Origin of the sequence: Streptomyces uncialis (assembly GCF_036250755.1) — a bacterium.
Classification (GTDB): domain Bacteria; phylum Actinomycetota; class Actinomycetes; order Streptomycetales; family Streptomycetaceae; genus Streptomyces; species Streptomyces uncialis.
Genome location: NZ_CP109583.1, coordinates 7,310,001 through 7,330,538, shown reverse-complemented (window position 1 = coordinate 7,330,538; position 20,538 = coordinate 7,310,001). Strand labels below are relative to the sequence as shown.

The window sequence follows — 20,538 nt, the reverse complement described above, 5'->3', positions numbered from 1 at the left end:
GCGGGAGCGTCGCCCGATCGGATGATCAGCCGATCGGGCGATTCATCCGGGCCGGTGGCCGGACGGATGTTCGGACCGCCTGGTTCCGGGGCGGGCGGCCCGGCCGCGGAGCGGAACGCGAGGGGCCGGGCGGATCAGACCTCGAAGGGCCGGGCGGGCCAGGGCGCGTCGGCGGGGCGCAGCGCGTCGAGTCCGTCGCCGGCGCGGGCCGCGACCAGTGCCAGCACGCCCACGACCAGGCAGTTGTTGTGCAGGTCCCCGGCGAGGGCGCCCCGGACGAGATCCTGGAGGGGGACCGCGGTGACCGCCATGTCGAGCTCCTCGTGCTCGACGGCGTACCGCTCGGCCTCGGCCTCGGAGAGCTCCCGGGCGAGGAAGATCCGGACGGCCTCGTCGCAGCCGCCGGGTGTCGTGTACAGATCGGTGAGGACGCGCCAGTCCTCGGCCTTGATGTGGGCTTCCTCGTACAGCTCGCGGCGCGCGGCGTGCAGCGGGTTCTCGCCGGGGACGTCGAGCAGTCCGGCCGGGATCTCCCACAGCCGCTGCCGTACGGGGTGGCGGTACTGGTTGAGGACCGTGACCCGGTCCTGGCCGTCCAGGGCGAGGACGGCGACCGAGCCGGGGTGGACCTGGTAGTCGCGGCGGGCGACGGAGCCGTCGGGCATGACCACGTCGTCGGTGCGCACCGAGGTCTTGGCACCGGTGAACGGGGTCACGCTCGCCCGGGTCTCCCACTCCTCCGGGGTGTCCTTGATGATCATTTCGAGCTGTCCTCCGTACCGTCACCGGCGTCGACGAAAAACCGGGGCGCGTGCCCGTGAAGGCACGCGCCCCGGCTCACCGTATCGCGGGTCGCCGTCCGTCCCCGCGCCCGGCCGGGCGGAGGGGACGGCGGTGGGTCACTTCGCGGTCTTGCGCTCCACGGCCGCCTTCACCAGGCCCGCGAACAGGGGGTGCGGGCGGGTGGGGCGGGACCGCAGCTCGGGGTGCGCCTGGGTCGCCACGAGGTACGGGTGCACCTCGCGCGGGTATTCGACGTACTCCACGAGCTTGCCGTCCGGGGAGAGGCCGGAGAACTGGAGTCCGGCCTTCTTCTCCAGCTCCGCGCGGTAGGCGTTGTTGACCTCGTAGCGGTGGCGGTGGCGCTCCTCCACGTACTCCTTGTCGTCGTAGACCTCACGGACGATGGAGCCCTCGGCGAGCTTCGCCGGGTACATGCCGAGCCGCATGGTGCCGCCCATGTCGCCCTCGCCGGCGACGATGTCGAGCTGTTCGGCCATGGTGGAGATCACCGGGTGGGCGGTGGCGGCGTCGAACTCGGTGGAGTTGGCGTCGGGGATGCCCGCGAGGTTGCGGGCGGCCTCGATCACCGTGCACTGGAGGCCCAGGCAGAGACCGAGCAGCGGGATCTTGTTCTCTCGGGCGTACTGGATCGCGCCGACCTTGCCGCTGACACCCCGGTCGCCGAAGCCGCCGGGGATGCAGACCGCGTCCACGTCGGCGAGCTGCTGGGCGGCCCCGGCGGGGGTGCGGCAGTCGTCGGACGCGACCCACTTGATCTTGACGCGGGCCTTGTTGGCGAAGCCACCCGCGCGCAGCGCCTCGGTGACCGAGAGATAGGCGTCGGGCAGGTCGATGTACTTGCCGACCAGCGCGACGTTCACCTCGTGGTCGGGGTTGTGGACCCGGTCCAGGAGGTCCTCCCAGAGCGTCCAGTCCACATCCCGGAACGGCAGGTCCAGCTTGCGGACGACATAGGCGTCCAGTCCCTCGGTGTGGAGCACCTTGGGGATGTCGTAGATGGACGGCGCGTCGATCGCGGCGACGACGGCCGCCTCGTCCACGTCGCACATCAGGGAGATCTTGCGCTTGATCGCCACCGGCACCTCGCGGTCGGCGCGGAGCACGATCGCGTCGGGCTGGATGCCGATGTTGCGCAGGGCCGCCACCGAGTGCTGGGTGGGCTTGGTCTTCAGCTCACCGGACGGGCCGATGTACGGCAGCAGCGAGATGTGGACGACGAAGACATTGTCCCGGCCGACCTCGTGGCGGACCTGGCGGACCGTCTCCAGGAACGGCAGCGACTCGATGTCGCCGACCGTGCCGCCGACCTCCGTGATGACGACGTCCACGTCGTCGGTGGCCATCCGGCGGATGCGGTGCTTGATCTCGTTGGTGATGTGCGGGATCACCTGGACGGTGTCGCCCAGGTACTCGCCGCGCCGTTCCTTGGCGATGACCTGCGAGTACACCTGGCCGGTGGTGACATTGGCGGTGCCGTCGAGGTCGACGTCGAGGAATCGCTCGTAGTGCCCGATGTCCAGGTCGGTCTCGGCGCCGTCGTTGGTGACGAACACCTCACCGTGCTGGAACGGGTTCATGGTGCCGGGGTCGACGTTCAGATACGGGTCGAGCTTCTGCATGGTGACCCGCAGACCCCGCGCCTTGAGCAGGGCTCCCAGGCTGGAGGCCGTCAGGCCCTTGCCGAGGGAGGAGGCGACTCCTCCGGTGACGAAGAGATGCTTGGTCGTCGAGGAGTTCGCGGATCGGTTCGGCATGGGCAAGAGGGGGCTCCCGTGGTCGCGGTCTGAGATGCGGATCGGCGCCCGGCCCGGAAGAATCGGGAGGTGCCTGCGCTGCGGTTCGGGGGTCTCGTCGCTGTCGCTGGGACTCCTGCGAGCCCACCGGTCCACGGGCTACCAGGGTATCAGCGACACGAGGCGACCGCGTCCGGCCACACTCCGCTTCCAGCCCACCACAGAAGTCACACCAGCCCCGCACACCCTTCGCACCGCAGTCGAGCGACACGCTTCGGACGCTCACCCCGATGGCGCAAACCTGTTCACCTGAGCGGGCACCGCAACCCCTGAGCGCGTCGTATCCTCTTCGGACATTGCTGCCGAGCCAGGCCGGCAAAACGGCACCACCCCCGCCCGTCCCCCGGTAACACGAGCCCGTCGGCACGCCCTTGACTGGATCATCTGACCGCAGAGCCAGCCCCCGCTCCGGGGGCCGGGCGGCGGCCGTTCTACTGGAGTTGCACGTGGCCGGGCGCATCGAGGATTACGCACTCATCGGGGACATGCAGACCGCCGCCCTGGTCTGCCGGGACGGAACCGTGGACTGGCTGTGCCTTCCCCGGTTCGACTCCCATGCCGTCTTCGCCGCGCTGCTCGGTACCGAGGAGCACGGTTTCTGGCGGCTGGGCCCCGCACATGGCGACGCCGCACCCCCCAGGTCCGACCGCCGGACCTACCGCGGCGACTCGCTCATCCTGGAATCCGAGTGGGACACACCCGACGGAACCGTCCGTGTGACGGATTTCATGCCGCCCCGGGACGGCGCACCACAGCTGATCCGCATCGTCGAAGGCGTATCCGGACACGTTCCGATGCGTTCGGCGCTGCGAATGCGGTTCTCCTATGGCCGGATCGTGCCCTGGGTGCACAAGGTCGAGAACCGCACGGTCGCCGTCGCCGGACCCGATTCGGTTTGGCTGGACACCGACGTGGAGACCTTCGGCGAGGATCTGACGACCTACGCCGACTTCACGGTCTCCGCCGGGGAACGGGTCGCCTTCACCCTGTCCTGGCAGCCCTCGCACCGCGAGGCCCCGGCCGTCGGGGAACCCGAGGCGGCCCTGGAGGCGACCGCCGACTTCTGGCGCGAGTGGGTCGAGCACTGCACGTACCACGGGCCCTACCGCGAGGCCGTGGTCCGCTCCCTGATCACCCTCAAGGCGCTCACCTACGCCCCGACCGGCGGGATCGTCGCCGCCCCCACCACCTCCCTCCCGGAGGAGATCGGCGGGGTGCGCAACTGGGACTACCGCTTCACCTGGCTGCGCGACGCCGCGATCACCCTCTCCTCGCTGCTGCGCACCGGCTACCGCGAGGAGGCCCGCGCCTGGCGCGAGTGGCTGCTGCGGGCCGTCGCGGGCGACCCGGAGAACCTCCAGATCATGTACGGCATCGCCGGGGAACGGGAACTCGGCGAGAGCGAGCTGGACTGGCTGCCCGGCTACGAGAACTCCGGCCCCGTACGGGTCGGCAACGGCGCCGCCCACCAGCTCCAGCTCGATGTCTACGGCGAGGTCACCGAGGCCCTGCACCTGGCCCATATGACCGGGCTGGCCCGCAACGACTACGCCTCACTGCTCCAGCTGCGCCTCATCGGCTACCTGGAGAAGCACTGGACGGAGCCCGACGAGGGCATCTGGGAGGTCCGCGGCCCGCGCCGCCACTTCGTCCACTCCAAGGTCATGGCCTGGGTCGCCGTCGACCGCACCATCAAGCTCATCGAGTCCGGGGACGCCGAAGGCCCCCTGGAGCGCTGGCGGCAGATGCGCGACGACATCCACCGCGATGTCTGCGAGAAGGGCTACGACAAGGAACGCAACACGTTCACCCAGTCCTACGGGTCCCGTGAACTCGACGCGTCCCTGCTCCTCATCCCCCAGATGGGCTTCCTGCCGCCCGACGACAAGCGCGTCATCGGCACCATCGAGGCCATCCAGCGCGAGCTGTCCACCTCCGACGGCTTCATCCTGCGCTACCCCACCGCGGGCGACGACGCCGGTGTGGACGGCCTCGCGGGCGACGAGGGCGCCTTCCTCGCCTGCTCCTTCTGGCTCGCCGACGACCTCGCGATGATCGGCCGGGTCGACGAGGCCCGCAAGCTCTTCGAGAAGCTGCTCGCCCTGCGCAACGACCTCGGCCTGCTCGCCGAGGAATGGGACCCCCATCTGAAGCGTCAGGTCGGCAACTTCCCGCAAGCTTTCAGCCATGTTCCGCTCATCGACACCGCCCTCAGGCTCACCGCGTCGGGCGCCTACGGAGGCTGACCCCGCGCGCTTGAGCGCGCTCCCGCCGATCCCCGGCCGCCGTGCCCCGTGTTCCGTGCCTCGCACACCACGGGCCCCGGAGGTCGGGGATCACCGCTGCTCAGGGTCCACACTGGGCCCGGCGCCACCGGACGGGTAGCGTCCCAGCATGGACAGACAGGACGTGCTGGGCACCACGGGCGGAATCACCGTACAGCGGGCCCTGGAACTACCGGGGCTGCGCGGCGGCCTCCCGGAGGTCGTCGCCTGCGCGGACCGCCTCCACCGCACCGTCCGCTGGGTCCACGCGGGCGAGGCCCCGAACATCGCCTCCCTGCTGAAGGGCGGCGAGCTCCTCCTCACGACCGGCCTCGGCCTGAGCACCCGCCCCGCCGAACAGCGCGTCTTCGTCCGCGGACTCGCCGAACGGGGCATCGCCGCCCTCGTCGTCGAACTCGGCCCCCGCTTCCCCCGGCTGCCCCCCGCCCTGGTGGATACCGCGCGGACCGCCGGACTCCCCCTCGTCCAGCTCCACCGCGAGGTGCCGTTCGTGACGGTCACCGAGGAGGTCCACACCGAGATCGTCAACGGCCACTACGCGCTGCTCCAGCGCGCGGAGGAGGTCTCCCGGCGCTGCACCGAGGCACTCCTCGACGGCGGCGGGGTGCCCCAGGTGCTCACCATCCTCGCCGGGTTCGGCGGCAACCCCGTCTTCCTGGAGACCCCGGACGGCCGGCTCCTGTACGCGGCCGGCGCCGGGACCGAGGGCGCCGACCCGCTCCAGGTGTGGGACAAGCTGCGCGGTGGGCGGGCCGCCCGCGAGGACCCGCCCGGCGGCGCCGTGGTGATCGACGTCCCCGGCGGCGGCACCGGCGGCCAGGGGCCCGCCTCCCCCCGCGCGCGGCTGGTCCTGCTGCCCGTCACGGGCCCGCCCGCACCCGTCCACCGGATGGCGGCGGAACGCGCGGCGGCCTCCCTCGCCGTGGTCCTGATGCAGGCCCGGCAGGACGAGGAACTGGCCGCCCGGGGCCGCGGCGACTTCCTCACCGACCTCGCCGAGGGCCGCGTCACCCCCGGGGACGCCCCCGCGCAGGCCCAGGTCCTGGGCTTCCGGCCCGGCGCCTCCCCCCTGCTGCCGGTGGTGATGAGGCTCCCCGAGGGCAGCGGACTGTCCGCGGGCGGCGGCTGGGCCGTCCTCGCCCGCGCGGTCAACGAGGAACTCGCCTCCGTCGGGGTCCCGGTCCTGCTCGGGGTCCGCCCCGTCGAAGGACGGGTCCCGCTGCTCGTCGCACTACGGACCGAAGAGGACCGTGAGGCGGTCGCCGACCGGGTCGCGGCGGCCCTGCGCGCGGGCGTCGAACGCGCGGGACTGCGGCACACGGGCACCCGCGCCCCGACCGTGGTCGTCGGCGCCACCGGCGGCTGGACGGCCGCCTCCGCGGGGCTGCGGCACGCCGCGGAGACCGCGACCGCCGCCCAGGGCCTCGGCGAACGCCCCTGGTACGACGCGCGGCGACTCGACATCGACCTGCTGCTGTGGCGGCTGCGGGACCACCCGGACCTCGCCGCGTTCGTCGACCGCGCCATCGGCCCGCTGCGCGCCCACGACAGCCGGGCGAAGCCGCCGCTGCTGCCCACCCTGGAGACCTATCTGGCGCACGCCGGACGCAAGGCGGAGACCGCCCGCGAACTGCACCTCAACCGCCAGACCCTCTACAACCGGCTCGCCCGCATCGGGGAACTCCTCGGCACCGACCTCGACGACCCGCAGACCGTGCTGGCGCTGAGCCTGGCCCTGCGGGCCCGTCGGCACGTCGGCTGAGGACGCGTCCGCTCAGCGCAGCACCAGCGGCCGGGTCAGCTCGTCGTACACGCTGAGGACCTGCGCCACGGTCTCGTCCTCGGTGGGCCATGTCGCCGCCTGGGCGACCCCCCGGTCCCGCAGCGCGTCACGGTACGCGGCGTCGCCCAGGACCCGCGCGACGGCGTCCCCGAGGGCGCCCGCGTCACCGTAGGGCACGAGCGACGCGGCGTCCCCCACCAGCTCGGGCGTACCGCCGACCGCGCTGGCGATCAGCGGCACCCGCGCCCGCAGCGCCTCCTGTGCCACCGGCGAGCGCGCCTCCCAGCGACTGGTCAGCAGCGCCGCGTCGGCCCCGGCCAGGATCTCCGGCGAGTCGTCCCGGCGGCCCAGCAGCCGGACCGGCAGCCGCTCCGCCTCGATCCGCCGCTGGAGCTGCCCCCTGAGCGGCCCCTCCCCCGCGATGACCAGCAGCGGCACGGGGTCCAGCCCCAGCCACGTGTGCGCGGCGTCCAGCAGGGTCTCGTAGCCCCGGTGCGCGTCGAGGGAGCCGACGGCGACGAGCAGCGGCCGTCCGACCGCGCCCAGTTCGGCCCGCGCCTTGCCCCGGACGACCTCACGGTCCTCCGGGCTCATGTCCTCGGCCGGGTCCGTGTCCCGCGCGGGGAACGCCACGGCCGCCAACCGCGCGTCCCTGGCACCCCGCCGCCGGGCCCGGTCCACTAAATCGCAGCAGGTACCGAGCACCACGGACGCGGCCCGCGCGACCCGGCGCTCCATCAGCCGCACCACCTGCGCGCGTGGCCCCTGCGCGTGCACGCGCGCGTGCCAGGTGACGACCAGCGGCACCCTCAGCCCGCGCAGGGCGAGCGCGGCCCGCAGCCCGGCGTTCACCCCGTGCGCGTGTACGAGGTCCGCGTCCGCGCACTCGGCCCGCAGCGCCGCCACGGACGCGGGGTCGCCGCGCCGGGCCACCGGCGCGTACCGGGCACCCACCGCGTCGAACGTATGGCTCTCCCCCACCTCGGCGGGGGCGCACACCGTCACCCGCACGCCCCTCGCGACCAGACCGGCCGACAGCGACCGCACATGCGCGCCGCTGCCCGCACTCCCGCCACCGAGCACCTGCACGGTACGCAGCGGGGTCTGACCGTGCGGCGCATGGCTGCTCACGGCGGCGGAACTCCTGTTTCGGCGGGCGACGGCCACAAGGGTCGCGTCACGAGGGGAAGGTCGCGGGAGGAACATGGGTGGAACGGTCACGGAAGTGAGCGACGCGAAGGAACGTACAGCACGTCGTACGCAAAGAGGCGCCGCGCCAAGGATGCCATCCCGTACGAGCGTTCCGTCACGGTTCGACTCCGTGAGGTGTCGGCGCCGAGGTCACGCCGAACACCGTCACCCGTTCAGGTGACATGCCGTCATACCGCCGCCGCCTGGGACGCTTCACCCGCCACCGGAACGGCACATGCCGGGTGCCGCACCGGTGGCACCACCGCCGCGGGACCGTCGCTGTGACCAACGCATCACCGGCGGACACCTCACAGGGACACGTCCCGGCCCCTGGCGGACAGTGCCCCGACCGAGGGCCGGGACCCTCCCGTTCGCCCGCGCGGACGCCGTTCACGCGCGGGCGTCCGCGTGGCCTCTCGTACGGGACGCGCGTGCGCGCGTGTCGCCGTGCGGTCAGGCGTCCGCGCGGGCGGTGGCCAGCAGTTCCTCCGCGTGCGCGCGGGCGGTCTGCGAGTCCTCCTGCCCGGCGAGCATCCGGGACAGCTCCCGGACACGCTCCTCGCCCTCCAGGACCTTCACCCCGGAACGGGTGACCGAGCCGTCGCTGGTCTTCTCCACCAGGAGCTGGCGGTCCGCGAAGGCGGCGACCTGCGGCAGATGGGTGACGACGACGACCTGCGCGGACCTGGCGAGCCGGGCGAGCCTGCGCCCGATCTCGACGGCCGCCTTGCCGCCGACGCCCGCGTCGACCTCGTCGAACAGATAGGTGGGCACCGGGTCCGTCCCCGCGAAGACGACCTCCACGGCGAGCATCACACGGGACAGCTCACCCCCGGACGCGCCCTTCGCGATGGGCCGCGGCGGGGCACCGGGGTGCGGGGCCAGCAGCAGTTCGACCTCGTCGGCGCCCGCCGGGCCGCAGGCCACGGTCCGGCCGCCGACCTCGACGCCCTCCGGGTCGTCGGTGTGCCGGATGTCGACGGTCACCCGCGCGTGGGGCATCGCCAGGGACGCCAGCTCCGCGGTGACGGCGTCCGCGAACCGGGCCGCCGCCTCCCGCCGGGCGTCGCTCAGGGTCTGCGCCAGGCCGGAGAGTTCGGCGCGCAGGGTGTCCCGTTCCGTGGTGAGGTCACCGATCCGGCCGTCGTCGCCGTCGAGTTCCAGCAGCCGGGCCGTGCCTTCCTCCGCCCAGCGGAGCACGGCGGCCACGCCCGGCTCCGCGCCGCCGTACTTGCGGGACAGCTGTCCCAGCGCGGCACGGCGCTCCTCCACGGCCGCCAGCCGCAGCGGGTCGGCGTCGAGGTCGTCGGCGTATCCGGCGAGCTCCCCCGCCACATCACCGACCAGGATGCCGATCTCCCCGATCCGGTCGGCGAGCGCGGCCAGCGCGGGATCGTACGAACGGACGCTGTCCAGCGCGCGGTGCGCGCCCGCGACGAGCGCCGCCGCGTCGATGTCCTCCGGGTCCTCGGGGTTCCCGGCGAGCGCCGCGTGGGCGGCGGTCGCGCCGGAGGCGAGCGCCTCCGCGTGCCCGAGGCGTTCCGCCTCCGCGGCGAGCTCGGTGTCCTCGCCCGCGCGCGGTTCCACGGCGGCGATCTCGTCCAGTCCGAAACGCAGCAGATCGGCTTCCTGAGCGCGTTCCCGCGCGCGGGTGGTGAGGGTGGCGAGTTCCCCGGCCACGGCACGGAGCCTGCGGTAGGCGGCGCTGTACGTGCCGAGCGGGACGGCCACCGCGTCGCCCGCGTACCGGTCGAGGGCCTGCCGCTGACGGCTGAGCTTGAGGAGCCCCTGCTGATCGGTCTGCCCGTGGACGGCGACGAGGTCGTCGGCGAGTTCGGCGAGCAGGCCCACCGGAACGGATCTGCCCCCCAGATGGGCCCGGGAGCGGCCCTCCGCGGAAACGGTACGGCTGATGAGCAGGACGCCGTCGTCCAGCTCGGCCCCCGCCTCCTCGGCCCGCCGGGCCGCCGCGGCGCCCGGGGGCACACTGATCCGGCCTTCGACGACCGCCGACTTCGCGCCCATCCGTACGAGGGCCGGGTCCGCGCGCCCGCCCAGCAGCAGGCCCAGGCTGGTGACCACCATCGTCTTGCCCGCGCCGGTCTCACCCGTCACCGCGGTGAATCCGGGCGACAGCTCGACCACCGCGTCGTCGATGACCCCGAGCGACCGTATCCGCATCTCCTCCAACACGGACATGACCTTACGAGGTCCCGGACCCGATGTGCGACGGCACCTGCCCCGGTTCGGGGAAGACGCAGGTGGCGAAGGTCCGCTCCGAGGCGGCTGTCACCCCTGGGAGTGGCCCCGCACGGCACGGTCCGTACGGCGCCGGGGAGACGGAAGGGGACGCCGCCGCCCGACCGGACCCGGACATGTCGCGGGGTGCCGGTGCCAGGTGCCCGGCGAGGGAGCCGGGAAGCGCACGGGGTGTGGTTTTCCGCAGGTGAACACTGCGGGACACCTCATGGTGGCGGGAGGGGGCCGGGCCGCAGTCCGGGAAGCGTGAACAGCCGACCGGCCACGACGGCCCGCCATGACCCCGCCGCCACCCACGCCACCCGCGCCGCCCGGCCGGTGCCCGGTCGTGGGCCCGGCCGGCCCCGCGGATCACTGCGGGGCGCCCCGCCAACCGGACACGGGCAGGGCGAACTTCGCCACCAGCCGGTCCGTGAACGACGCGTGATGCAGCCGCGCGAGCCGTACGGGCACCGCGCCCCGCCGCACCTCGACCCGGGCACCGGCGGGCAGCTCGATGGTCCGGCGGCCGTCGCACCACAGCACTCCGTGCGGGGTGTGCGGCTGCACCTCGACGGCGAGCACGGAGTTCGGGGAGGTCACCAGCGGTTTGGCGAAGAGCGCGTGCGCGCTGATCGGGACCATGAGCAGCGCCTCGACCTCTGGCCACACGACAGGTCCACCGGCGGAGAAGGCGTAGGCGGTGGAGCCGGTGGGCGTGGCGCAGACGATGCCGTCGCAGCCGAAGCCGGTCACGGGCCGTCCGTCGACCTCCAGGACCACCTCCAGCATCCGCTCGGGCGACACCTTCTGGATCGCGGCCTCGTTGAGCGCCCAGTCCGTGTGGACGACATCGCCGTTGCGGTGGACCACCACATCGATGGTCATCCGCTCCTCGACCTCGTAGGCGCGGGTGACCACCCGGTCGACCACCCGGTCGAGATCGTCGCGTTCGGCCTCGGCGAGGAAGCCCACCCGCCCGAGGTTGACCCCGAGCATCGGCACCCCGGAGGCCCGGGCGAACTCGGCACCCCGCAGCAGCGTGCCGTCCCCGCCGAGCACGATCAGCAGCTCGCACCCGTCGAGGGACGCCGGAGTGGCCTCCTGGACGAGCTCGACCTCCGAAGGCAACGGCAGGTCGGAAGCCTCCGCCTCCAGCACCCTCACCCGCAGCCCCGCCCGGAGCAGCCCCTGGACGACGAGTTCGGCACTGCGGATGGCGGCGGGCCGTCCGGTGTGCGCCAGAAGGAAAACAGTACGAATCCGGTTCTGCGTCAACGCGGCCCCTCCGCCACTGCCCGATCAACATCCGCCGGGTCGAGTGCCGGTGCTCCCGCCCGCAACCACAGAAAGTACTCGACGTTCCCCGAGGGACCCGGCAGCGGACTGGCGGTCACCCCGCGCACCCCGAGGCCGAGTTCCGCGGCCTGCCGCGCGACGCCGCGCACCGCTTCGGCGCGCAGCTCCGGGCTGCGCACCACCCCGCCGCTGCCCAGCCGCTCCTTGCCCACCTCGAACTGCGGCTTCACCATCAGCACCAGGTCGGCGTCGGCGGCGGCGCAGCGCGCGAGGGCGGGCAGCACCAGCCCCAGCGGGATGAACGACAGGTCACCCACCACCAGGCCCACCGGCCGGCCGTCGATGGCCTCCAGCGTCAACTCCCGCACATTCGTCCGGTCCTTGACGGTGACCCGGTCATCGCTCTGGAGCGACCAGGCGAGTTGTCCGTACCCGACGTCGACGGCCACCACATGAGCGGCGCCCGAACGCAGCAGGACATCGGTGAAACCCCCCGTGGAGGCACCCGCGTCAAGAGCGCGGCGCCCCTCGACGACCAGCCCCAGGGGGACGAAGGCGCCGAACGCCCCGGCGAGCTTGTGGCCACCGCGCGAGACGTAGTCGGGGTCGTTGTCGTCCTGCTTGACGACGATGGCGGCGCTGGTCTCCACCTGGGTCGCGGGTTTCACCGCGATGGCGCCGCCGACGGTCACCCGGCCGTCGGCGATCAACTGGCTGGCCTGCTCACGCGAGCGGGCGAGCTTGCGGCGGACCAGTTCGGCGTCGAGGCGGCGGCGTGCCACTCCTGCCACGTTCGGTTCAGCTCCTGTGGTCGTACGAGGACGCGGGCGTCCGCTGGGGTGCGGGGACCGGTGGGCCGGGACGGCTGTCGAGTGCGGTCAGTGTGTCCCGCAGGGCCCGGTGTACATCCTCGTACACCTCCAGATGCCCCTCGGTCGCGAGGTGGTCGGCGTCGGCCAGCCGGCCGAGCCGGGCGTCGACCTCCGGATGCCCGGTGGGCGCGCGCCCGACCCCGAGCGGCGCCGCGTCCGCGGGCGTGCCGTCCTCCGGGACCCCGGCCGCCAGGGTGGCCGGGGCGTGCGAGGGCGCCGCGCCCGGCGCACCGGCGGACGGTGCCGTGGCCACCGGATCACGGGGCCCGGCCGGGGACGGCGTGGGGAACGCCACGTGTCGGCCCGCGAAGTCACTGCTCATGCCCCGACGCTACCCCGAAGCACTGGGGTAACGTCGGTCCCGATGGCGACGATCGAGGAGTGCCGTACGGCACTCGACACACTCTCGGACAATCTGGCGACCGCCGACGGCGGTGTTCGCGCGGCCACGGCGATGGACCGCTCGCTGAGCTGCCACATCACGGACCTGGACACCACATTCGTGGGGCGACTCACGGATGGCCGGATCCATGTGGTGGACACGGTGCGGGGCGCTCCCCCGGACCGGGCGCAGATCCGGCTGGCCATGACCGGCGACGATCTGGTGGCCCTGGTGGCCGGCCGGCTGAACTTCGCCAAGGCATGGGGCACCGGCCGGATCAAACTGGAGGCCGGTTTCCGGGATCTGCTGCGACTGCGCACCCTGCTCTGACACCACAGGCCGGCCCGGCACAGCGCCCTGTCCTGTCCCCGCGACCAGCACCGATGCCGGTGCCGACACCGGCCCCGGCACCGCGATCACGGTCGGCCCCGGCACCGGAGCCCACCTGGGCACGGCAGGACGCCCCGGCCCAGCGGCACGACTGCGGGGGCCGAACAGCCCGAGGTGTCCCGCCGGTTCAGCGCGGGCGCGCCGGGCCCCAGGCACGCACCGAGGACCGGCCGCTCACCCAGGGCCGCGCCTCACAGGCCGATACGGGCCAGGGCCTTCCCACCGTCCAGCTCGCAGACCCCGTCCCCGGCGGCGGTCCAGGCCGCCGCGCACAGCGCCCGCAGCCCGTCCAGGGTCTTGCCGCTCCCCTGTTCGGCCACCTCCAGCCGGTCCGGCCCGGCCCACGCGATCCAGCCACCGCAACGGAAGACCGGACCCGCCGCCCCTTCGACGCCCGCCGGGGCCTCCCCCGGCACGACCTCCGGCTGCCCGGTCAGCAGACCCCGCAGATCCGCGTCGACATAGGTGGGCCGATGCTGCGGCGGCGCGGCCAGCAGCCCCGCCCCGTCGGTCACCCCGGTGAGGACGAGCAGCGAGTCGACATCGCCGTTGAACGCGCCCTCGATGTCGGTGTCCAGCCGGTCACCCACCACCAAGGGCCGCCGGGCGCCGGTACGCAGGATCGTCTCCCGGTGCATCGGCGGCAACGGCTTCCCCGCGACCCGGGGTTCGGCCCCGGTGGCGATCCGTACGACCTCCACCGCCGCACCGTTGCCGGGGGCGATGCCCCGTCCGCTCGGGATCGTCAGATCGGTGTTCGACGCGTACCAGGGCACCCCGCGCGCCACGGCGTAGGCGGCCTCGGCGAACCGCCCCCAGGGCAGCTCAGGCCCTCCGAACCCCTGGACGACCGCCGCAGGGTCGTCGTCCGCCGACTCCACCGGGGTCAGTCCCCGCTCCCGCAGCGCGACCCGCAGCCCCTCACCGCCGATCACCAGCACCCGGGCACCGGCCGGCACCTCCTCACTGATGAGCCGTGCCACCGCCTGCGCCGAAGTGATGACCTCTCCCGCGCCGGTCGGTATGCCCAGCTCGGTGAGGTGCGCGGCGACCGCGTCAGGAGTACGCAGGGCGTTGTTCGTCACATAGGCGAGCCGCATCCCCGCGTCACGCGCCGTCTCCAGGGAGGCGACGGCGTACGCGATGGCGTTGCCGCCCGCGTACACCACTCCGTCCAGATCGAGCAGCGCGGTGTCGTACGCCTCGTTCAGCGCACGCGCACTGCCCTCGGGCCGGGTCCTGACGGTCTGGCTCATCACGCATCGCTCCTCGGTCGGTCGCACTCCCCCGATCATCCCGCACCCCGGGGACAGACTTACGATGCCCCAATGAGCGACGCGGGTCCCGGGCAGCCTCGGGTGGACGAACCAACGGCCCAGGGCCTGGACCTGGTCCCGTTCCGGGGGGTGCGCTACGTCCCCGAGCGGGTCGGCAGCCTCTCCGCGGTGACCTCACCTCCGTACGACGTGGTGGTCCGCCCCGACGGACTGCACCACCTGGAGTCGGCCGACCCCCACAACATCGTGCGGCTCATCCTCCCCCAGGCCGTCTCCCCGAGCGCCCGCACGGAACGCGCCGCCGACACCCTCGGCCGCTGGCTCTCCGAAGGCGTCCTCGCGGTCGACCCTGACCCGGGCCTGTACGTGTACGAGCAGCGGCAGGGCGAGCACCTCCAGCGTGGCGTCATCGGCGCACTGCGGCTGTCGGAGGCGGCGGACGGCGTGGTGCTGCCCCATGAGGACGTGATGGCGCCGGTCGTCGCCGACCGGGCGGCACTGATGCGGGCGACCAGCGCCAATCTGGAGCCGCTCCTGCTCACCTACCGGGGCGACGACAGCGGTCAGGGGACCGCCGAGGTCGTCGAGAGCGTGATCGACCGCCCGGCGCTGCTCGACACCGTCACGGAGGACGGGGTCCATCACCGGCTGTGGAACGTCACGGACCCGACGGAGATCACCCGGATCCAGGCCGACCTCGCCCGCCGCCAGGCCCTCATCGCGGACGGCCATCACCGGTGGGCGACCTATTTGAAGCTCCGCGCGGAGCACCTGTCGCCGAGCCCCTGGGACTACGGCCTGGTGCTCCTCGTCGACACCGTCCGCTATCCGCTGCGGGTCCGCGCCATCCACCGCCTGCTGCACGGGCTCCCGGTGGGGAAGGCCCTCGCCGCGCTGGACGGCCACTTCCGGGTGCGGACGGTCGAGGGCCCGCTGGCACACGCGATGGAGACGCTCGGCGAGGCATCGGCCAAGGGCAACGCGTTCCTGATCACCGGCGACGGCGCGTTCCATCTGGTCGACCGGCCGGATCCCGGCCTGCTGGCCCGGACGGTCCCCGCGGACCGGCCCGCGGCCTGGCGCGCGCTCGACGCCACGGTGCTGCACTCGACCTTGCTCGACCAGGTGTGGGGCATCCCGGACAGCGCCGACCGGATCGGTTACATCCACGACACGGCGGCCACCGTCGCCAAGGCGGAGCAGGACGGCAGTACGGCGGTCCTGCTGCATCCTGTCCGCGAGGAGGTCGTCCGGGAGCTGGCACAGCAGGGTGTCACCATGCCCCGCAAGTCGACATCGTTCGGACCGAAGCCCGCGACCGGACTGGTGCTGCGCACCCTCGCCGAGAAGCCGGGGCACGGCAATTAGGACATGGGTAAGGGGCAGGCTCCATGGAGCCTGCCCCTTACCCATGCGCCCGACGCGGAGCGACGGTCCTACGGAACGTCAGTCGGAGTCCCGCTCCGTACGACCGCTCTCACGGTCCCCGGAGCCGGCCTTGTCGGCGTCCTCGTCGGCCTGACGGTCCGCGACACCCTCGGTCCCGGCGTCATCCGCGTCGACCTCAGCGTCGGCGACGGCGTCGCCGTTTTCGCGGAGCTCGTCCGTGGCGACCTCGTCATCGGAGTCGTCATCGGAGTCGTCATCGATGTCGTCTTCATCGTCGATGTCGTCCTCGTCAGCGATGTCGTCCTCGTCGGAGGGCTCATCGGAGGGCTCATCGGAGGACGCATCGGTCACGACGGTGTCCGACCCGGCCTTCTCGGACGCGTCCTGCTCGCTGTCGTCAGCGGACTCGTCCAGGGCGTCCACGAACTCGACCCCGTCCAGCTCCGCGAGACGGTCGGACGCGTCGGTCGTCCCGTCCTTGTCGGACTCGACGGCCTTGGCGAACCACTCACGCGCCTCGTCCTCACGCTCCGCGGCCAGCAGGGCGTCGGCGTAGGCGTACCGCAGTCGCGCGGTCCACGGCTGGATGGAACTGGACGCCAGCTCAGGGCTCTGCAACGTCACGATGGCCGCGTCGATCTGGTCCAGGTCCCGCCGGGCACCGGCGGCGACGAGCCGCATCTCGACCTGACCCGCCTTGTCGAGCTTCTGCACCTCCGGCGCGCCGGCCATCTCAAGCGCCTTCTCCGGCCTGCCGAGGCCACGCTCGCAGTCGGCCATCAGCGGCCACAGATCGGCGTTGCCGGTCATCCGGCGTGCGGCCCGGAACTCCGACAGTGCCTCGCTGTACTTGTGGGTGGCGTACGCGGCGAAACCAGCGGCCTCCCGTACGGCGGCGACCCGCGACGCGAGCCGCAGAGCGATCTTGGAGTACTCGTAGGCGCCATCGGGGTCCTCGTCGATGAGACGGGCGACCATCACCAGGTTCCGTGCGACATCCTCGGCGAGGGTCTTCGGCAGGCTCAGGAGCTCCTGCCGCACATCCTTGTCGATCTCCTCACCGGTGACGTCCTCCGGGATCGGCAGCCGCTTGATCGGCTCCCGCTCCCGCTCATCACGGAACCGGCCGCCACCACGGCGGTCGTCGTCACCGCGCCGGTCGTCACGGCCACCTCGGTAGCCGCCACGGTCGCCGCCACCGCTGCGGTCGTCACGGCGGAAGCCGCCGGGACGGTCGTCGCGGCGGTCGTGCCGACGGTCATCGCCCCGCTCGTCCCGACGGAACGGAGGACGGTCCCCACCGCTGCGGTCGTCGCGCCGGAACGGCGGACGCTCACCACTGCCACCGCGCTCGTCGCGGCGGAACGGGGGACGGTCACTGCTGCCACCGCGGTCGTCACGGCGGAAGCCCGGACGGTCACCGCCGCCACTGCCGCCACGGTCGTCGCGCCGGAACGGGGGACGGTCGCCGCCACCACTCCGGTCGTCGCGACGGAAGCCGCCACGGTCGTCATCACGACGGTGCGCGGGGCGATCCCCGCCACCGCTGCGGTCATCACGACGGAACGGGGGACGGTCGCCACCACTCCGGTCGTCACGGCGGAAACCACCACGGTCGTCATCACGGCGATGGGCCGGCCGGTCGCCGTCGCGCCGGAACGGCGGACGGTCACTGCTGCCACCGCGGTCGTCGCGGCGGAAGCCCGGACGGTCACCGCCGCCACTGCCGCCACGGTCGTCGCGGCGGAACGGGGGACGGTCACCACTGCCACCGCGGTCGTCACGGCCACCTCGGTAACCACCACGGTCACCGCCACCACTGCGGTCATCACGCCGGAACGGCGGACGGTCGCCGCCACCACTCCGGTCGTCACGGCGAAAACCACCACGGTCGTCATCACGACGGTGCGCGGGACGATCCCCACCACCGCGCTCGTCACGGCGGAACGGAGGACGGTCCCCACCACTGCGGTCATCGCGGCGGAACGGCGGACGCTCACCACTGCCACCACGGTCGTCACGACGGAAGCCCGGACGGTCACCGCCACCGCTACCCCCGCGGTCATCACGCCGGAACGGGGGACGGTCGCCGCCACCACTCCGGTCGTCACGACGGAAACCGCCACGGTCGTCATCACGACGGTGCGCGGGGCGATCCCCACCACCGCTGCGGTCATCACGGCGGAACGGGGGACGGTCACTGCTGCCACCGCGGTCGTCGCGGCGGAAGCCCGGACGGTCACCGCCACCGCTGCCGCCACGGTCGTCGCGGCGGAACGGCGGACGCTCACCGCTACCACCGCGGTCGTCACGGCCACCTCGGTAACCACCACGGTCGCCGCCACCACTCCGGTCATCACGCCGGAACGGGGGACGGTCGCCGCCACCACTCCGGTCGTCACGGCGGAAACCACCGCGGTCGTCATCACGGCGATGTGCGGGGCGATCCCCACCACCGCTGCGGTCATCACGGCGGAACGGGGGACGCTCTCCGCTGCCGCCACGGTCATCGCGGCGGAAGCCGCCACGGTCGTCATCACGGCGGTGCGCGGGACGGTCCCCGCCACCGCGGTCGTCGCGACGGAACGGGGGACGGTCGCCGCTACCGCCACGGTCATCCCGCTTGAACGGCGGACGCCCGCCGCGGTCGCCGCCGCCACTACGGTCGCCGGCGCCCCGGCCGCGGTCGCCCTCACGGTTGCCAGAACCTCGGTCACGGTCGTCGCGACGCCCGTATCCACCACGGTCGTTGTCGCGGCGAGGACCGCCGCGGTACCCGCCTCGGTCACCGCTGTCCCGTCGGTGTGGGTCGCGCTCCGGACGGTCGTCGGGAGAGTTGGTGGACATGGGTGACTCCTGTCTTAGGTACCGCAGTCATTCTCGCGCAGCCGTTCGGCCGGCGCGCTTCGGAAAAACGAAAAAGGACCTTTGGTCCCAGCATGAACGCTGGGACCAAAGGTCCTCCAAAGATTGTTCGGCGGTGTCCTACTCTCCCACAGGGTCCCCCCTGCAGTACCATCGGCGCTGTAAGGCTTAGCTTCCGGGTTCGGAATGTAACCGGGCGTTTCCCTCACGCTATGACCACCGAAACCCTATCAGTTCGCCCCGTTATGACACGGGACACGAACAGGGCAGCGAACAAGCACACTATTTAATTAAGTAGTGAAACTGTTCAGCCAGCACAACCTGTTCGTTGTCTGAGAACAACACAGTGGACGCGAGCAACTGAGGACAAGCCCTCGGCCTATTAGTACCAGTCAACTCCACCGGTCACCCGGCTTCCATATCTGGCCTATCAACCCAGTCGTCTACTGGGAGCCTTACCCCATCAAGTGGGTGGGAGTCCTCATCTCGAAGCAGGCTTCCCGCTTAGATGCTTTCAGCGGTTATCCCTCCCGAACGTAGCCAACCAGCCATGCCCTTGGCAGGACAACTGGCACACCAGAGGTTCGTCCGTCCCGGTCCTCTCGTACTAGGGACAGCCCTTCTCAAGACTCCTGCGCGCGCAGCGGATAGGGACCGAACTGTCTCACGACGTTCTAAACCCAGCTCGCGTACCGCTTTAATGGGCGAACAGCCCAACCCTTGGGACCGACTCCAGCCCCAGGATGCGACGAGCCGACATCGAGGTGCCAAACCATCCCGTCGATATGGACTCTTGGGGAAGATCAGCCTGTTATCCCCGGGGTACCTTTTATCCGTTGAGCGACGGCGCTTCCACAAGCCACCGCCGGATCACTAGTCCCGACTTTCGTCCCTGCTCGACCCGTCGGTCTCACAGTCAAGCTCCCTTGTGCACTTACACTCAACACCTGATTACCAACCAGGCTGAGGGAACCTTTGGGCGCCTCCGTTACTCTTTAGGAGGCAACCGCCCCAGTTAAACTACCCATCAGACACTGTCCCTGATCCGGATCACGGACCCAGGTTAGACATCCAGCACGACCAGAGTGGTATTTCAACAGCGACTCCACAACCACTGGCGTGGCCGCTTCAAAGTCTCCCACCTATCCTACACAAGCCGAACCGAACACCAATATCAAACTATAGTAAAGGTCCCGGGGTCTTTCCGTCCTGCTGCGCGAAACGAGCATCTTTACTCGTAGTGCAATTTCACCGGGCCTATGGTTGAGACAGTCGAGAAGTCGTTACGCCATTCGTGCAGGTCGGAACTTACCCGACAAGGAATTTCGCTACCTTAGGATGGTTATAGTTACCACCGCCGTTTACTGGCGCTTAAGTTCTCAGCCTCGCCCACCCGAAAGTGAGCTAACCGGTCCCCTTAACGTTCCAGCACCGGGCAGGCGTCAGTCCGTATACATCGCCTTACGGCTTCGCACGGACCTGTGTTTTTAGTAAACAGTCGCTTCTCGCTGGTCTCTGCGGCCACCCCCAGCTCAAGCAGCAAGTGCTATCACCAGAAATGGCCCCCTTCTCCCGAAGTTACGGGGGCATTTTGCCGAGTTCCTTAACCATAGTTCACCCGAACGCCTCGGTATTCTCTACCTGACCACCTGAGTCGGTTTAGGGTACGGGCCGCCATGAAACTCGCTAGAGGCTTTTCTCGACAGCATAGGATCATCCACTTCACCACAATCGGCTCGGCATCAGGTCTCAGCCTTGATGAGCGGCGGATTTACCTACCACTCGGCCTACACCCTTACCCCGGGACAACCACCGCCCGGGATGGACTACCTTCCTGCGTCACCCCATCACTCACCTACTACAAGTCCGGGTCACCGGCTCCACCACTTTCCTTTCCCCGAAGGGTCCGGAACGGCTTCACGGGCTTAGCATCGCCTGATTCGATGTTTGACGCTTCACAGCGGGTACCG

Annotated in this window: 12 protein-coding genes, 2 rRNA genes and 2 pseudogenes (1 of these 16 cut by a window edge); 4 read left to right on the top strand and 12 right to left on the bottom strand. The window is 71.5% G+C overall.

The annotated features are described in order from the left end of the window. Window positions 1–134 precede the first annotated feature (134 nt). The gene (locus tag OG711_RS30665) at window positions 135–761 is read right to left on the bottom strand and encodes an NUDIX hydrolase (protein ID WP_329561742.1); all 627 of its coding nucleotides are present in this window, start codon (window positions 759–761) and stop codon (window positions 135–137) included. A 138-nt stretch (window positions 762–899) separates the two neighbouring features. After that, a complete protein-coding gene (locus OG711_RS30660; protein ID WP_073792358.1) occupies window positions 900–2,558 on the bottom strand; it encodes a CTP synthase in 1,659 nt (552 codons plus the stop codon). A gap of 485 nt (window positions 2,559–3,043) precedes the next feature. Between OG711_RS30660 and OG711_RS30655 the strand changes: the two genes are divergently transcribed. Together OG711_RS30655 and OG711_RS30650 are read left to right on the top strand one after the other, a co-directional pair. Next, window positions 3,044–4,843, top strand: coding sequence for a glycoside hydrolase family 15 protein (locus OG711_RS30655; protein ID WP_073792359.1), 1,800 nt, complete (start codon window positions 3,044–3,046; stop codon window positions 4,841–4,843). 148 nt (window positions 4,844–4,991) lie between these two features. Further along, on the top strand, window positions 4,992–6,644 hold the full coding sequence (locus OG711_RS30650; protein WP_329561740.1) for a PucR family transcriptional regulator: 1,653 nt from the start codon (window positions 4,992–4,994) through the stop codon (window positions 6,642–6,644). A 12-nt stretch (window positions 6,645–6,656) separates the two neighbouring features. Here OG711_RS30650 and OG711_RS30645 read toward each other — a convergent pair whose 3' ends face one another. The 5 genes from OG711_RS30645 to OG711_RS30625 all read right to left on the bottom strand — a co-directional run bounded on the left by OG711_RS30645 (window position 6,657) and on the right by OG711_RS30625 (window position 12,587). Beyond that, window positions 6,657–7,796: a glycosyltransferase family 4 protein gene (locus OG711_RS30645; RefSeq protein ID WP_329561738.1), complete on the bottom strand. Its 1,140-nt coding sequence runs from the start codon at window positions 7,794–7,796 to the stop codon at window positions 6,657–6,659. 513 nt (window positions 7,797–8,309) lie between these two features. Beyond that, window positions 8,310–10,055, bottom strand: coding sequence for a DNA repair protein RecN (gene recN, locus OG711_RS30640; RefSeq protein ID WP_329561736.1), 1,746 nt, complete (start codon window positions 10,053–10,055; stop codon window positions 8,310–8,312). A 411-nt stretch (window positions 10,056–10,466) separates the two neighbouring features. After that, complete coding sequence (locus tag OG711_RS30635) at window positions 10,467–11,372, bottom strand: NAD kinase (protein WP_073792363.1); 906 nt, start codon at window positions 11,370–11,372, stop codon at window positions 10,467–10,469. Beyond that, a complete protein-coding gene (locus OG711_RS30630) occupies window positions 11,369–12,184 on the bottom strand; it encodes a TlyA family RNA methyltransferase (protein WP_073792364.1) in 816 nt (271 codons plus the stop codon). Before OG711_RS30630 ends, OG711_RS30635 begins: the two co-directional genes overlap by 4 nt. 7 nt (window positions 12,185–12,191) lie before the next feature. Beyond that, entirely contained in the window at window positions 12,192–12,587 is a 396-nt protein-coding gene (locus OG711_RS30625) for a hypothetical protein (RefSeq protein ID WP_073792365.1), read from the bottom strand. 42 nt (window positions 12,588–12,629) lie between these two features. On the opposite strand from OG711_RS30625, the gene OG711_RS30620 reads away from it, so the two are divergent. Next, window positions 12,630–12,977, top strand: a complete 348-nt coding sequence (locus OG711_RS30620) for an SCP2 sterol-binding domain-containing protein (RefSeq protein ID WP_073792366.1) — start codon at window positions 12,630–12,632, stop codon at window positions 12,975–12,977. A gap of 251 nt (window positions 12,978–13,228) precedes the next feature. On the opposite strand, the gene OG711_RS30615 is transcribed toward OG711_RS30620, so the two are convergent. Continuing rightward, the gene (locus OG711_RS30615; RefSeq protein WP_329561731.1) at window positions 13,229–14,293 is read right to left on the bottom strand and encodes an HAD hydrolase-like protein; all 1,065 of its coding nucleotides are present in this window, start codon (window positions 14,291–14,293) and stop codon (window positions 13,229–13,231) included. A gap of 72 nt (window positions 14,294–14,365) precedes the next feature. Between OG711_RS30615 and OG711_RS30610 the strand changes: the two genes are divergently transcribed. Next, window positions 14,366–15,682 carry a DUF1015 domain-containing protein gene (locus OG711_RS30610; protein ID WP_329561729.1) on the top strand — a complete coding sequence of 439 codons (1,317 nt, stop codon included), beginning with the start codon at window positions 14,366–14,368 and terminating at the stop codon, window positions 15,680–15,682. Window positions 15,683–16,104: 422 nt separating this feature from the next. On the opposite strand, the pseudogene OG711_RS30605 reads toward OG711_RS30610, so the two are convergent. The 4 genes and pseudogenes from OG711_RS30605 to OG711_RS30590 form a co-directional block, all read right to left on the bottom strand. Then, a pseudogene (locus tag OG711_RS30605) lies at window positions 16,105–16,744 on the bottom strand (hypothetical protein); the annotation flags it as partial. 468 nt (window positions 16,745–17,212) lie between these two features. Next, window positions 17,213–18,550: pseudogene (locus OG711_RS30600) on the bottom strand (hypothetical protein); the annotation flags it as partial. Between the two features lie 125 nt (window positions 18,551–18,675). Next, a 5S ribosomal RNA gene (gene rrf, locus OG711_RS30595) occupies window positions 18,676–18,792 on the bottom strand. A gap of 138 nt (window positions 18,793–18,930) precedes the next feature. Further along, a 23S ribosomal RNA gene (locus OG711_RS30590) occupies window positions 18,931–20,538 on the bottom strand; it runs 1,513 nt beyond the window's last position.

What these genes read in the sequence shown, in the direction of transcription:
- OG711_RS30665 (WP_329561742.1), bottom strand. Translation starts at nt 761, where the DNA reads ATGATCATCAAGGACACCCCGGAGGAGTGGGAGACCCGGGCGAGCGTG.
- OG711_RS30660 (WP_073792358.1), bottom strand. Translation starts at nt 2,558, where the DNA reads ATGCCGAACCGATCCGCGAACTCCTCGACGACCAAGCATCTCTTCGTC.
- OG711_RS30650 (WP_329561740.1), top strand. Translation starts at nt 4,992, where the DNA reads ATGGACAGACAGGACGTGCTGGGCACCACGGGCGGAATCACCGTACAG.
- recN (WP_329561736.1), bottom strand. Translation starts at nt 10,055, where the DNA reads ATGTCCGTGTTGGAGGAGATGCGGATACGGTCGCTCGGGGTCATCGAC.
- OG711_RS30625 (WP_073792365.1), bottom strand. Translation starts at nt 12,587, where the DNA reads ATGAGCAGTGACTTCGCGGGCCGACACGTGGCGTTCCCCACGCCGTCC.
- OG711_RS30620 (WP_073792366.1), top strand. Translation starts at nt 12,630, where the DNA reads ATGGCGACGATCGAGGAGTGCCGTACGGCACTCGACACACTCTCGGAC.
- OG711_RS30615 (WP_329561731.1), bottom strand. Translation starts at nt 14,293, where the DNA reads ATGAGCCAGACCGTCAGGACCCGGCCCGAGGGCAGTGCGCGTGCGCTG.
- OG711_RS30610 (WP_329561729.1), top strand. Translation starts at nt 14,366, where the DNA reads ATGAGCGACGCGGGTCCCGGGCAGCCTCGGGTGGACGAACCAACGGCC.